Raw genomic sequence first — 14,451 nt, forward strand, 5'->3', positions numbered from 1 at the left:
CGGCAGGAAACAAAGTGGCCAGCCCACCATGAAAATAAGAAGGCGAAAAAATAAGACCATAAAAGGCGCTGTCTAGGATATTGCCAATGGCACCCGCCAGAATAAACCCAAAACTGGCCAACACGCCAAAGCGAATGCGCTCGCGGATGAGTTGACGGATGAAATACACCAAAAAGAAAACAGCAGTAATGCGAAACAGGCTCAGGGCCAATTTGCCATATTCGCCGCCCAAATCCCAGCCAAAGGCCATGCCATTGTTTTCGACAAAGTGCAAAAGCGCCCAATTGAGGCCAAGGATCTGGGTTTCAGCCCCGTACTCCATATGGGTTTTTACCCCGATCTTGAGTGCCTGATCGATGAGTAAAACCAGAAAAACGAGAATACTAACTTTAATGGATGGTTTCAAGGCAACAGTTTTAGTTTTCATCCTCTTCCTCGTAGGATTGATCGCCTTCCAATTCTTCGATTTCATCCTCCAGGTCATCCTCCAGGTCATCGTCCTCTTCGATTTCTTCTCCGATTTCGTTTTCAGACTTGATCTTACTGCGGCGCACCAGGGCATTGGCCCGATCTGCAAAGTATTCCTTGCGGTTCTTGGCTATTTCAATGGCCATAAACAGTGCTTCCCGGAAAGAATCGGGGTCTGCTTCATTCTTTCCCGCGATATCGTAGGCCGTGCCGTGATCTGGAGAGGTGCGTACCGCGCTCAATCCTGCCGTGTAATTTATCCCATTCCCGAAGGCCAAAAGTTTGAAAGGAATCAACCCTTGATCGTGGTAGATGGCCAAAATGCCGTCAAATTTTTTGTAGTACCCAGAGCCAAAAAATCCATCAGCCGGATAAGGCCCCATGGCCAACATGCCGCTTTTTTTGGACTCAATGATGGCCGGACGAATGATGCGATCGTCTTCATCCCCCAAAACGCCCCCGTCGCCAGCGTGTGGATTCATGCCCAAAACGGCAATCGTAGGGCGGTCGATTCCGAAATCTACGCGCAGGGTTTCTTCAAAAGTGCGCAGTTTGCGGGCAATCAGTTCTTTGGTTACTTTACCAGCTACCTCGCGCAAGGGAAGGTGGTTGGTGGCTATGCCGATGCGCAAACCTTCACTCACCATCAGCATCAGGCTTTCTTTGCCATTGCCCAGTTCCTGAGTGAGGTATTCGGTGTGGCCTGGGAAAGGGAAATTTGCCATTTGCATGGCTTCCTTGTTGATCGGAGCGGTCACTAGCGCATCGATGTATCCTGCTTTCAATTCTTTTACGGCACAATCCAGGGCCATGTAAGCATATTTGCCGCTGACATCGGTGGGTTTGCCCAAAAGAATGTTGACGTTTTCTTGCCAGCAGTTTACGACGTTGACCCGATCGGGGAAAACGCGTTCTGCATTGCGAATCTGTTGAAACAGAAAATCAATTCCAACGATGTTTTTGTGGTAAGAAACGATCTTGGAAGACCCGTACAACACGGGTACGCAAAAGTTGATTATTTTGGGATTGGCCAGGGTTTTAATGATTACCTCCAAACCAATGCCATTGATATCACCGATGCTGATGCCGATTTTTAGTTTGTCCAGTTTTTCCTGGCCTACTGCTTGTTCATTCATCACAGTTAAATCCTATGGGTTGTAAGCACTGAAAATTCATCTCAATACTTATTGCTGTAAAATTTGATAGTTTTGCAAAGTAATGGTAAAAAAATCAGAAAATTGTTTTGAAAGCTAAAAAATCCTTCGGGCAACATTTTCTCAACCGGGAAGATATTGCTGAAAGCATCGCCAGCAGTTTAAAGATAAACGACAATGTCGAGCATCCTGTTTTGGAAGTAGGGCCTGGAAAAGGCATGTTGACCAAATATTTGCTGGAAAAGCACACTAAGCTGAAAGTAGTTGAAGCCGATGAGGACATGGTAAGCTACTTGCAGAAACACTATCCGCAATTGCAAAACCAGATCATCTCGGGAGATTTTCTAAAGGTAGATCTCGGAGCGGTGTTTGAGGGGCGGGAATTCAGCCTGATTGGCAATTTTCCCTACAACATTTCCTCCCAAATTGTTTTTCACATGATCAAATTCCGGGCTTGCGTACCGGAGATGGTTGGGATGTTTCAAAAAGAAATGGCCGATCGCATCATTGCCAAACCTGGGGGCAAGGATTACGGGATCATCAGCGTACTTGCTCAAGCGTATTATGAGGGCAAAATGTTGATCAACGTGGATAGAACTTGCTTCACTCCACCACCCAAAGTACAATCGGCAGTGATTCGTTTGGAACGCAAGGAAAATCAGGATTTGGGCTGCGACGAAGGGCTTTTTCGGCAAGTGGTGAAAACTTCGTTTAACCAAAGGCGCAAGATGTTGCGGAATACCTTGAAACCGTTGTTTCCAGAAGGCAGTACTGAATTGGAGGATGTGTTCTTTCAAAAAAGGCCGGAGCAGTTGGGGTTGGTGGAGTTTATTGAAATAGCCAACACCTTGCAAAGACTTAAGAGTTATTGATATGTAAAAATTTATACATGTTTTAAAAAAAAACTGGTCTATTCTTTGTTGTTCTAAAAAAAAATTATTTTTTACGTTTTTTGGTTTATTTTTATGGGGTATTACAAACCCTTAAATAATGAATTTCTCCGCAACCCTCCTAACTTGTGTCATTTCACTTTCCCAGCTGCCCCTACAGTTGGGGGCTTTTTCTCCATATAATAACCATCCAATTATTATTGCCGACAATCACAAATATTTGGGTGGGAAAAAAGTGGATATTGCCTTTAAGCCCAGGGTGTTGCAAATACTCTTCCGTCCGGAAGCATCAAATGATAAACCTATTTACGAAATTCAGTTGATCGGATTAGGTGAGCCCTACACAACCACCGACCCTGAAGCTCGCTTCACTTTTTTGCCTGGAGGGAACCATCAATTTAAGTATCGCATCTTTCAGAACGGCATTTTTTCTCCCTGGCACACTCAGGAAATCAATATAAGGCGTACCATCAACGAGATGCCCTGGTTTTATCCAGCATTGTTGATTTACCTCATCCTAGTTTTGGGTGCAATTACTTATTTCTGGATCATCTACAACCTGCGGCAAAGACTCAAATTTCAAACCCTGCGGTCCAAAATTTCTGCAAACCTGCACGACGAAACGGGTTCTACCCTTTCCAGTATATCTCTTGATTTGGGGACGCTGGAAAGTTTGTTGCCGGGCGGTAACGAAAAGCTGCTCCACTTGGTCTCCGAAACCCGCAATACTGCCGAAGAAGCCATTCTCAAACTTCGGGATACCCTTTGGAGTATTCAACCTGAACATGATGATATGCTAAACTTAGGTGGACGGATTGGGCAATCAGCGGCCAAAATGTTTGCTTTCAAAAAAGTGCAACTTGAATTCAGCAATGAATTGAGTGAAGCTGATAATTTTCAAATCGCCATGGAGCGCCGGGGCGATATTTTACACATTGCCAAAGAAGCACTCAACAATTGTCTCAAACATGCTGGTGCATCCAAAGTTCAACTCCGGCTTGCGCCTATCAAAAACGGTATACAAATGTCGATTGTCGACGACGGCATCGGATTTAACGCGATGGAACTGCAATTTGCTGGAAATGGTTTACGCTATTTTCAGCAACGCGCCAAAAATAGTTTTTTAGAGGTAGAAGTAAACAGCAAACTTGGGGAAGGTACAACGGTAAATGTTGATATACCAAAATTGTGACCCCCCCATTTAAGGGATTGTAACCATAATGTAAATTTAAGATTTTTGACGCAAATCATTTTATATGCAAACACCAATCCGTGTAGTACTTTTTGAGGATAGCGATAGCTTCCGACGGAGTTTGACCAAAGCCCTGGAGGTGCGGGGCATTGCCGAGGTAGTCGGCGCCTATTCGAATGGCAAGGATGCCGCCAAAATGGTCACCAAACATGAACCCGATTTGGTGTTGATGGATATTGAAATGCCTGAAGTAAACGGTATCGACGCACTCAAAGCAATCCGAAGTACCAATGCCCAAACCAAGGTGTTGATGTTGACCAATATCGATGAAGATTACGCGGTCTTTTCCTCTCTTCAAGCAGGGGCAGAAGGCTACGCCCTTAAAGAGTGGAGGGGAGAGCAGGGCCTGGAATTTGCATTGGAACAGGTAATGGGCGACTCTGGGGCTTATATTTCTCCGGGTTTGGCACACCTGATCATTGAGTACTTCCGCCGCAGAAGCAACATGGAGTATAAAGAAGGGTTTGTGATGCTTAGCCCCCAGGAGAAAAAAGTGCTTCTTGCACTAAGCCAAGGCTCAAGCCGCAAAATGATCGCTGAACAACTGGGGATCAGCACATTTACGGTAGGAGACCACGCTAAAAAAATATTTCGTAAACTAGAAGTGAATTCCGCTCTAGAGGCTGTAGAGGCTGGGAGAAAGAGGGGGATTTTGCGGTGAAAAATAAATAGAATATGAAACGACTTTGGTTTGTATTGATTATAGTTTCATTAAGTCTGGAAGCTATCGGGCAAATACAGGAAATTGACAGTTTTCCAATGGTGAAGCAACGCAGATCACAATGGTGTTGGGCTGCATGTGCAGAAATGGTTGATTCGTTTTTTCCAAGTCAAACTAAACTTAACCAATGTGATTTCGCATTGATGTATTTAAATTCTCTATATAAATTCCGCCATAATTTGAAATGTCCTTTTGATACGGCTCAATGTAGTGAAATGCAAAACAACAGTACTGGAAATGTCGGTTTTTCATTTTCATCAAAATACTTCGGAATAAGATTTGAACAATTGTTATCTCGTGTAGGTTTTTATTCCAGCTTCGAAAAAAGACCAAGTATTGATGAAATAAAAAATGAAATAGATCACGATCGACCCTTAATCGCTTTTGTTTCTACAGCAATGGATACGAGTACTGCTAATCATGTGGTTGTGGTTAAAGGATATAGAGTTTCTGGTACAGATACTTATTTAATCCTTAATGACCCTTGGTTTCATTCCTCAAATAATGCCTGTAGTTTTTCAAGTACATTAGAGTTTAACTATACAGGAACTAATCAAACGGGGTCCATTAAATCAATCATTGCTTTCCAAATGAATATCCACCCCAAATACATGTTGCTTTCTGAACCTCCTTCCTTTCGAAGGACAAGCAACATTTTATCTCCTCGCGAAATATATTCAGCAAAAATTGACCTAGAGGATGACACAATTAGGATACCTGTAAAAATATTGTCAATAGAAAAAATTAAGAGCATTATCCCTCGTGCATACGCCAATAAATTTTATCAAAATGAATCCTATGAGCTTTATTCCCCCTCAGCAAAGCGCAGTTATGTTTATGAGAATACCAATAAAGGTTGGACTTTAACCGAGATAAAAAGTGCCCATTATCCAGTTAATTGGTTTGTCAGTAAAGGTAAGGATACTTTGTTGATTAAAGGGTTTAAAGAAGCGAATGTCACCATTTGGCAATACCCCTTGGCTCCTTTTCACTATTTTTATGAATTTCAAATTAACGGAAAAACTAAAGTGGCACCCTTATCTGATGTGAATCAAAAAAATGGGACTAAGCTTGAATCGGGGGTTTACTATCGACCAAAAGTTGTTATGAACAGACTGCGTAAACACAATCGATTTTTCTTTGGCATAAAACACTTTCCCTTTTTTGGTAAAAAGAAAGTGGCTCAACAATAATCAACAATAATCTCAACAAAAAAAAAGCTATGTTACAAAAGGTTTTTGTTCTTGAAAACTTTGAGAGCTCAAATATTGCCCTGAATAGCCCTTTAATTGCAAATTATTGGGGCAGTAACTTTGGGTCTATAAAATTTTTGGGTCACACATCCTATTTAAATAGGCTTGCTGCGAAAACTGGGTATTTTGCCCTTAAAGTCACCAGAATATACGACCAAGATGGGGTGGATGGTCACTGGGTCTCATTTGATTTAGCTGATATTGAAAAAATCAATGCATCCAAATCCAAAACCAGATACTTTGTCATAAAAAAGACTGCACTCGATGCGATTATAGCATTGGACCCTAATGCCAATAGTATTGGGGCAGAGATTGGGATAGAACATATAGGTATCAAAAAGGTGTATACATTGATAATAGGCGCAGCAACCTTTGAATATATTAGTGGCGGCGGCACAGGCAGTCCTTCCGCAGGAGCAAAAATTCCACCGAATCAATGACACTCAACGATATTCTGATATTTTTTGGCCAATTAGTCAGTGCGGTTATGATCATTCCGATTGTAATGGCACTGACAAAATGGCAATATTTAGACAAAAGTCTAAAGATCTTTTTTTGCTTTTGCGTTGCAAGCTTTACTTTTGCCTTTTTAGAGCAACTACTTTTATGGCACACTGGGAAATATTGGAATGAATTATGGGAGCCAATTTTTACTTATTGGCAAATTGGCGATACCAATTTTTTGCAAATTCTTTTTTATCTTAGAGATTTCCTGTTTCTAGGGTGGTTTTACAGCGCCGTACTCTATCCGCGAACTATAGCAAAATGGATTAGATTCATTGCAATTTTTCTATCAATAGCCAATATAATCAATTACATATTCATTGAGGGGTATATCGAACCAGGCGTGTTTAACCCTACCTCAGACGCTATGTTTTCATTTCTAGTTCCAATGATAGGTTTGTGGTACATCTATCATGACTCAGCAAAAATCGACTTGTACAAGAACCCAGTATTCTGGATCAGTATTGGCCTTATTTTACCAAATCTCCTCGGATTGTTTATGTTCTTTACTGCGGATTATATTCAAAAAGCGGATTTCGCGCTTTACGTTAAACTTATGCTATTTACCAATTTTTTCCAGATCATCGGCATCATCCTCCTCACCATCGGCTTCGCCCACGCCTATTACATGCGCTTCTTTTATCCAGAGTCCAGCAAATAATAAACTTTGTACCTGTTAAAAAGTTAGCCCCATCCCCTGAATAAGGGATTGGGGCTAACTTTTTATCCCCCTATCTTTATGTTGTAATCAAAAAGCCAACAACACTGAAATACTTGTACACATTTAGTCAATTTTTGTGCCCTAAGTAAAACACCCATTGAACCCCCAGGGTATTCTTGACCCTATACAAAGCCAGTAAGCGTGCTTCCAAAGCCCCTTACTGGTATTTTTTTTTGTGGATTCGCTCCAAATTTGCAAGATTCAAATCCCCTTCCTATCTTGTTCAGCAGTCCTAAAACAATTCAACTCACACCTTAAAACCCTTTCTTCACATGACCACTTTTCCTTTCTTGGGCGAACTCATCGGCACCCTAGTACTTGTTTTACTCGGCAACGGCGTAGTTGCCAACGTGGTACTCAACAAAACCAAAGGCAATAACGGTGGTTTGATTGCCATCACCACTGGCTGGGCTTTTGCGGTTACCATCGGTATTTTTGTTGCCCAAAAATTTGGCAGTGCTGCTGCGCATCTCAACCCTGCTGTAACTATTGCAATGGCGGTAAAAGACAATGATTATTCCAACGTGCTTCCTTTTATCCTTGCTCAAATGCTGGGTGCAATAATCGGCGCAACCCTGGTTTGGTTGCATTACCTGCCACATTGGGGTGCAACGGAAGATCAAGGAACGAAATTGGCTGCCTTCAGTACCAGTCCTGCGATTGCCAATACCACGGCAAATCTAATTAGTGAAATCATTGGCACGCTCATCCTCCTGATTGGGGTCATTGCGCTTTATTCCGAATCCGGCTCGGGGATGTCTCCGATCTTGGTGGGCTTTTTGGTGTGGGGCATTGGTTTGAGCCTGGGGGGCCCAACCGGCTATGCCATCAATCCTGCCCGCGACCTGGGCCCACGCATTGCTCACGCTATTTTGCCCATTGGAGGCAAGGGAAGCAGTGATTGGGGCTATGCCTGGATCCCGGTAGTTGGCCCAATTGTGGCTGCTGTGATTGCCGGAGCAATCATGCAAGGGTTTGGATTCTGATTCAATGTCCAATATCCAATAATCAATGTCCAATTTCCAACGCGGAGCAAATTTTTGGTAAGCATAATTTTAATGATCGCGCAGGAATGTTGTACATACAGCCAGAACCATATGGTACAAGTGCTGAAAGCTTAGTTTACGCGAGCATCCTCCTTGATTTACCTTTTATTTTACCTCGCGTTGGATATTGGATATTGGATATTGATTATTGGATATTGAATTAAGCGTATTGATTCAGGATATTCTCGTACAATTCCTGTTTTCCGCTGGTCAATCCGGGTTCTGGATTGGCGTGTGCCAGGGTGTGCAAGTCTTGCAAGCTCAATTTTCCTTCTTCAAAATCTTTTCCTTTGCCGCTGTCGTAGCTGGCATAACGCTCTTGGCGCATGGCCAAAAACTTCGATTTGGTCAAAATGGCATCTGCTGCGATCAACGCGCGTGCAAACACATCCATTCCCCCAATGTGGGCATAGAAAATATCGGCCAGATCGGTAGAGTTGCGTCGCGTTTTAGCGTCAAAGTTAACGCCTCCTCCCTGGAAACCACCCGCTTGCAGGATCACCAGCATTGATTCGGTCAATTCCATGACGTTGTTGGGAAACTGGTCGGTATCCCAGCCATTTTGATAATCGCCCCGGTTGGCATCAATGCTGCCCAACATGCCTGCATCAGCAGCTACCTGAAGCTCGTGCTGGAAAGTATGGAGTGCCAAAGTAGCGTGGTTTACCTCGATGTTGATTTTGAAATCATCGGCCAAACCAAAACGATTGAGGAAACCTACCACAGTAGCGCAATCAAAATCATACTGGTGCTTGCTGGGCTCCATCGGTTTGGGTTCGATGAAAAATACGCCCTTAAAGCCCTGGCTGCGGGCATAATCGCGCGACATGCTGAGTACACGTGCCAGGTGTTCCTGTTCGCGTTTCATGTCGGTATTCAGCAAAGACATGTAGCCTTCCCGACCACCCCAGAACACATAATTTTCGCCATTGAGTGCAATGGTGGCATCGATGGCATTTTTGAGTTGTGCGCCAGCATAGGCCAAAACATTGAATTCAGGGTTGGTTGCCGCGCCATTCATGTAGCGTGGGTTGGAAAACAAGTTGGCCGTTCCCCACAGTACTTTCACCCCTGAAGCGGCGATTTTTTCTTTGGCATAATCGACAATGGCTTGCAGGCGACGCTCGCTTTCCGCCAGGGTTGGCCCTTCGTCTACCAGATCCACATCGTGGAAGCAGAAATAAGGCGTACCGATTTTGGTGAAAAACTCAAAAGCTGCGTCCATCTTGTCCTTGGCCGATTGAACCGCATCACTGGCTTCCAACCATGGAAATTTTTTGGTACCTGGACCAAATGGGTCTCCACCGGTACCGCAGAAGGTATGCCAATAAGCCGTAGCAAAACGGAAATGCTCCTTCATGGTTTTGCCAGCAACCATTCTGTTTTCATCATAATATTTAAAGGCCAGCGGATTATCAGATCCAGCGCCTTCGAATTGGATTTTCCCAATGCCAGGAAAATATTCGCGGTTTCCTAAAACAACAGAATTACTCATGATTTTTATTTGTTATACAGTTTATGCAATTGATTTAGCCAACGTTGGTAAGCCTCGGTATGTGCCTCCGCGTTGGGCAAGGGCTCATATCCGCCAACTTTTGGCGTATTTCCGAGGGCTTCGCGCAAAGAAGAATAAATGCCAGCCCCAAAGCCTGCACCTTTTGCTGCCCCAACTGCGCCTGTGGTATCCAGCATTTCGATGTGGCTGTTGCACAGGGTGGCAACGGTTTCGGCAAAGATACGCGATTGAAACAAGTTATCGTTTCCAACCCGCATCACCTTTAGATCGAGTCCCATCTCTTGCAGAATGCTCATGCCGTACACAAAGGCAAAGGCAATGCCCTCAAGCCCTGCACGGATCAAATGGCCCTGGCTATGGCGGTTGAAATTCAAACCTTGAATCTGGGCGCCCAAATCGACATTGCTCAAAATCCGCTCTGCGCCATTGCCAAAAGGCAGGATCGAAACCCCGTCGGCGCCGATGGGTATTTGGCTTGCCAATTGTTCCAACGCTGGATAACTTGTTTCCGACGCGCCAGTATTTTGGCGCAACCAACTGTAGGTGATACCTGCGCCATTGATGCACATCAGCACGCCGACATTGGGTTGATCCAGGGTATAATTGACGTGGGCAAATCCATTGACTCTGGAAAGTGGGTCGTACGCGGCCTGATTGGTCACCGCGTATACTACTCCAGAAGTCCCACCCGTAGCTGCAACTTCTCCAGGATCGAGCACATTGAGGGAAAGGGCATTGTTGGGTTGATCACCTGCACGGTAGGCAACGGGAATTCCTGCACTCAATCCCAATTCTGCCGCGGCTTCTGGCCGCAATGCACCTTGAATACCAAACGTAGGTTGGAGTGGTGGCATCAGCGCTGGGTCGATGTTATAGTCCTGAAAGACTAGATCGGCAGGTTTTTTCTCCAGAAAGTCCCAGAAAATGCCCTCGGAAAGGCCAGAAATGGTAGAACAGGCCTCCCCGGTCATCTTCAGGGCGATGTAGTCTCCAGGCAGCATAAAGTACTTGACCCTTTGGTAAAGCTCTGGTTCATTTTCCTGTACCCATCGGAGCTTGGATGCGGTAAAATTCCCTGGAGAATTCAAGAGGTGGGATAGTGCTTTTTGCTGACCAATGCGCTCGAAAGCTGCTGCTCCGATATCCACTGCGCGGCCGTCACACCATATAATAGAAGGCCGTAGTACTTGATGTGCTGCATCGACCAACACCAGTCCGTGCATTTGGTAAGAAATCCCGATGGCTTTCACTGAATCTGCAGGAATGGGGTGGGCTTTTAGCAAGCGCTGAGTAGCCTGTACGATGCCTTCCCACCATTGGTCAGGACGCTGTTCTGCCCAACCCGCTCGAACCGCTTGAATGTCCATCTCGCGATCAGGGTATTGGGTGCGTACCAGGGTGTTTCCATTTTCTGCATCCACCAAGGCCGCTTTTACAGAAGAGCTGCCAATGTCGTATCCGATGAGGTACATAAATTTCTTGTTTATTTGCTTGTTGCATAGTTGGAAACAAAGAAAGGGATTTTAAGTCTATTCAGAAACGATTTTGGGATAAAATGAGGTTTCTTTGAATGAAAATTGTAATTATTTTTACTTAGAAAAAATATTAACTATTTGAAAATTAAATTATTAAAAAGTATTTAATGATTTTTTTACTGATTCTGTGTAGTATTTTTTTTAAGTTAAACGCAACTTATTTTTTCTTATTTGTACCCTACATTTGTCTAAGAGATGGAGGAAGACTCTCGATTATAAACTCCCAAAGGGTTTCATAGGGAATGATTTCCAGTTCATAGTCCTGCTTGGCTTTGCTGAGCGGAACCTCGAGTAACTTTTTGTAAAAAGGCTCTGCTTTGCGCTTCACAGCGCTAGGGTGGAAATCACCTTTGACCAGTTGGAGCAACATTTTGATAAAGCAATTGCTGCGATAGGTTTCGTCTCGCCTCAAGTGGCGGTGGGTGTAAGCACTAAGAGCGTCAACCTTATCAACAATGGCCGAAAAGTCTTTGTCTAAAAGCAAGAAAAGGATTTGGATGGTGATCAGGTTGATGTTGTTGCCTGCTTTATCGTGATTGGACAACTGGAATTCATTGACAAATTTTTTGGGTTTAAACTTGATTTCAATGTCTTTGGGTTTCCGGACTTTGCCTGTTCGGATGAGGTAATAAATCAGGGCTTCATTGATGCGCCAACCTTCTTGAATGATAGAAGGCTGTTTTGACAATGCGGGATTGTTTTTTACTTCTACAAAAATGGCCAAAGCTTTTTCAAGGTTTTTGGAATGTAAATGCAATCGAAAAAGGCCTTCGCTGGTAACAAACCAGCTTAGGTTATTGGTTGGTAGCATACTACGTGACCTTTCGCCAGCTTCTTGACCTCTTTTGTATTCGCCAAGCATAGTCAAGCTTACCATCATCCGATTCAAAAAGATGGTCAATGCGGATCTGGAGGTTTCTTGTTTTTGGTTTTCGTAAAATCGAAGCGCGTCTTCACATGCCTCTACCGTTTTTGTATAATCGGCAAGCATTTCGTAACGAAAAACAAAAATATTGTGGGCAAATAAGTTCAAGCGGAGGGAAGAAAGTCGAGAAGTGTATTGTTTTAATTCATCGGCATAAGTGGCAATTTTTTTTGCGAGGATTACATCTGCTGATCGATTTTGCCCATAATGCCACAGAATTTCTGAGTAATACTTTTCCGCAAGAATTTCAGCCATTACCAACTCGCGCATCTCATCAACCAGATTCTTGAAGTAGGTGTATTTTTTTTTGTTTTTCTCAATGCTGCTGTAGTGTAAAGCCAAATGCCTGGCCAATGGAAGCGTAATATCAGAAAATTCATTTTTTAAAGAAATTTTGATCGTTTCTTCGGCTAGCCTGATGGCTGGTGCCCTCATGAATCTAACCAAGAGTGAGTTGACCGCCGCATAATTCCGATAACAAATCAAAGCTTCTTTTTGAATTTGATTCGAAGCTGTTTGGTGAAAATCTATTAAAAAGAGAAGATTGAGCAGTCGTTCTTCCAATTGATTCGATAACCTGTAGTAATATAGTTTGGCGTTTTTATTTTGCCCAAAAAAAAACTCCTGCGCTTCTTGTTCCGTCTTTAACGATCCGTCAGCGAGTTTTTCATAAAAAAATTTCAACTTGGAGTTGTGAGCAAAAACCTCCAAGTGCTTGAACTTATTTTTGGTGAGCAATTGAGCTAATTCGATCAAATGCGTCATTTGGTCAAATAATTTTATTTTTGTAAACTGTGATTATTTTTCTAAAAGTACCAAGATTAACTCATTATTTAATAAGATCTTAATTATTTTTTTTACCTAAAAATGATAAATCTCTCCTGTAGAGATCAACAGTGAAATGAAATTGAGCCTGATAGTCGGCCTCCCTAATTTTGTATCAACAAAATCAATGACTTATGGAGGCTTTTATCATCAGCTTGTTGCTGTTTCTCAGCAACGCAAACTTCTCTTTTGAGAACTTAAATCAAAACGGCTCACAGAGCCAAGACACTTCAGCAATTTACGAAGAGACACCTGCTGTCGACGAGAACGCACAGGTAGAATGCTCAGCTGGAGGAAAAACGATAATCATGGAATTTGATGGATTGTAGTTTCCTCGCGCATTCAAAAGATTATACGGTTTATTAGTACTGCTTACTTTTTTTCAGCGCTTACACTTGTTTATTTGCATTAAATGCATTAATCTTGTAATATTATTGGTTAGAACGCTGTAATTAAAGCGCTACGGGGTATCGAGCGATCCGGGCAATTTGAGCTTGATACCCCTTTTTCTTTTCCAGAAAAACAAGATGGTAAAGACCCAAATGGGCAACCACCCTTTCGTCATGAAAGGGTATTGTTGTTTGTAATGGCTTGTGGCGTATTTTGGTACTTTAGAAATGGAAAGAAAAAAAGACAACCTCGGACTGGTAAAAGATTTTGCTTGAATGCAACTAGTGAGTGTAAGCCGAGGTTGTCTAGCGAATTGTAACCTTAACTGATGCTTATACGCACAAGGTCATTCCTTCGCTGCCTGAAAAAATTATTTTTTTTCGTAGGATTCGACTAATTCTCGCAATTCTGTCAAATAAGCCACCTTTTTCAAGGTTCTACGCTCAATGCTGGTTGAGGTAAAGAAAGTATGCTTTTCCAAAAATGATACCTGCAGGCGGTTCCAAGCTTCTTCATTTTGGAGTACGTTGTAAGCCTTTAACTCTTCGTAGAGGGTTGCGCCAATGGAATAAAAATCATCTCGTCCTAAGTAATCCAAATCTGCATCACAAAGGATGGCTTCTAAATGATTTTGAGGATTTTGTGGAATTTTAGTAGCCATGATCATGCCACAAATTTGTTCGATGGCCTCGTCTGTATATCCAAATTTAGGAAGTTCCAAACGAGCAATCTGACAACCCAGCAATTCGTGCTCTTTGTTGTTTATGGTAAAACCTGAGTCATGAAATAGAGCTGCAGTTTCAAGCAAGATAGAATCTTTTGGAGTTACAGCTTCAATGTTGCAAAGCTCTTTGGTAATGTCATACACATCTAGGGTATGGTGCAAACCATGATAAGTCAAATTAGCGGAAAGTTCGCGTTTGAGTTTATCCAGGATAAAAACCTTAGCTGCAATATGGTCCATTCCAGTAATTGAGGGTGAGTATTTTACGGGGTTTTGTTACAAATATAATCAAGAAAATTAAAATCAATCCAAAAGTGCAAGTCTTGTAGTCATAATCTTTTGCTCGGGTGTTTTTTTTCCCAGATCGTAGACATAATAATGCGCTGGCAGTTCCGACGGTATAAAATTTCTTTAAACCATCACCAGGGAGCAATATGAATAACAGATAACCGGTTAATTAAATTATTACATCTACAAGAAAAAATTATACTGTCTGGGTGAAGCGCTACACTTTTTTTCTTTGAAAA

At 42.7% G+C, this 14,451-nt stretch carries 14 protein-coding genes; 8 read left to right on the forward strand and 6 right to left on the reverse strand.

Features of this window, described 5'->3' with window-relative positions:
- Both ABW391_RS04750 and pdxA read right to left on the reverse strand, forming a co-directional pair.
- Nucleotides 1-406, reverse strand: a 406-nt coding sequence (locus tag ABW391_RS04750) for a signal peptidase II (RefSeq protein WP_353480685.1), incomplete at its 3' end; no start/stop codon positions are given.
- Between the two features lie 10 nt (nt 407-416).
- Nucleotides 417-1,604, reverse strand: a complete 1,188-nt coding sequence (gene pdxA / locus ABW391_RS04755; protein WP_353480686.1) for a 4-hydroxythreonine-4-phosphate dehydrogenase PdxA — start codon at nt 1,602-1,604, stop codon at nt 417-419.
- A 107-nt stretch (nt 1,605-1,711) separates the two neighbouring features.
- Here pdxA and rsmA point away from each other — a divergent pair, with 107 nt between their 5' ends.
- From rsmA to ABW391_RS04790, 7 genes are all read left to right on the forward strand, one after another.
- A complete protein-coding gene (gene rsmA, locus ABW391_RS04760; protein WP_353480687.1) occupies nt 1,712-2,494 on the forward strand; it encodes a 16S rRNA (adenine(1518)-N(6)/adenine(1519)-N(6))-dimethyltransferase RsmA in 783 nt (260 codons plus the stop codon).
- Between the two features lie 118 nt (nt 2,495-2,612).
- On the forward strand, nt 2,613-3,704 hold the full coding sequence (locus ABW391_RS04765) for a sensor histidine kinase (protein WP_353480688.1): 1,092 nt from the start codon (nt 2,613-2,615) through the stop codon (nt 3,702-3,704).
- A gap of 64 nt (nt 3,705-3,768) precedes the next feature.
- Complete coding sequence (locus ABW391_RS04770; RefSeq protein ID WP_353480689.1) at nt 3,769-4,425, forward strand: response regulator; 657 nt, start codon at nt 3,769-3,771, stop codon at nt 4,423-4,425.
- Between the two features lie 14 nt (nt 4,426-4,439).
- Entirely contained in the window at nt 4,440-5,678 is a 1,239-nt protein-coding gene (locus tag ABW391_RS04775; protein WP_353480690.1) for a C39 family peptidase, read from the forward strand.
- A gap of 29 nt (nt 5,679-5,707) precedes the next feature.
- A complete protein-coding gene (locus ABW391_RS04780; protein WP_353480691.1) occupies nt 5,708-6,178 on the forward strand; it encodes a hypothetical protein in 471 nt (156 codons plus the stop codon).
- On the forward strand, nt 6,175-6,903 hold the full coding sequence (locus tag ABW391_RS04785) for a hypothetical protein (protein ID WP_353480692.1): 729 nt from the start codon (nt 6,175-6,177) through the stop codon (nt 6,901-6,903). The genes ABW391_RS04780 and ABW391_RS04785 overlap by 4 nt, the downstream gene beginning before the upstream one ends.
- Nucleotides 6,904-7,235: 332 nt before the next feature.
- Nucleotides 7,236-7,949 carry an MIP/aquaporin family protein gene (locus tag ABW391_RS04790; RefSeq protein WP_353480693.1) on the forward strand — a complete coding sequence of 238 codons (714 nt, stop codon included), beginning with the start codon at nt 7,236-7,238 and terminating at the stop codon, nt 7,947-7,949.
- Nucleotides 7,950-8,169: 220 nt separating this feature from the next.
- On the opposite strand, the gene xylA is transcribed toward ABW391_RS04790, so the two are convergent.
- The 3 genes from xylA to ABW391_RS04805 all read right to left on the reverse strand — a co-directional run bounded on the left by xylA (nt 8,170) and on the right by ABW391_RS04805 (nt 12,750).
- The gene (gene xylA / locus ABW391_RS04795) at nt 8,170-9,504 is read right to left on the reverse strand and encodes a xylose isomerase (RefSeq protein WP_353480694.1); all 1,335 of its coding nucleotides are present in this window, start codon (nt 9,502-9,504) and stop codon (nt 8,170-8,172) included.
- A gap of 5 nt (nt 9,505-9,509) precedes the next feature.
- Complete coding sequence (locus ABW391_RS04800) at nt 9,510-10,997, reverse strand: xylulokinase (protein WP_353480695.1); 1,488 nt, start codon at nt 10,995-10,997, stop codon at nt 9,510-9,512.
- Nucleotides 10,998-11,238: 241 nt separating this feature from the next.
- A complete protein-coding gene (locus ABW391_RS04805; RefSeq protein ID WP_353480696.1) occupies nt 11,239-12,750 on the reverse strand; it encodes a hypothetical protein in 1,512 nt (503 codons plus the stop codon).
- Nucleotides 12,751-12,944: 194 nt separating this feature from the next.
- Here ABW391_RS04805 and ABW391_RS04810 point away from each other — a divergent pair, with 194 nt between their 5' ends.
- Nucleotides 12,945-13,139 carry a hypothetical protein gene (locus ABW391_RS04810; RefSeq protein ID WP_353480697.1) on the forward strand — a complete coding sequence of 65 codons (195 nt, stop codon included), beginning with the start codon at nt 12,945-12,947 and terminating at the stop codon, nt 13,137-13,139.
- A 431-nt stretch (nt 13,140-13,570) separates the two neighbouring features.
- Here the strand turns inward: ABW391_RS04810 and ABW391_RS04815 are convergent, their stop codons facing one another.
- Nucleotides 13,571-14,164 (reverse strand): HD domain-containing protein, encoded by a 594-nt coding sequence (locus ABW391_RS04815; RefSeq protein WP_353480698.1) that lies wholly within the window; start codon nt 14,162-14,164, stop codon nt 13,571-13,573.
- Between the last annotated feature and the right edge of the window lie 287 nt (nt 14,165-14,451).

Source organism: Haliscomenobacter sp. (genome assembly GCF_040403615.1).
Lineage (GTDB): Bacteria > Bacteroidota > Bacteroidia > Chitinophagales > Saprospiraceae > Haliscomenobacter.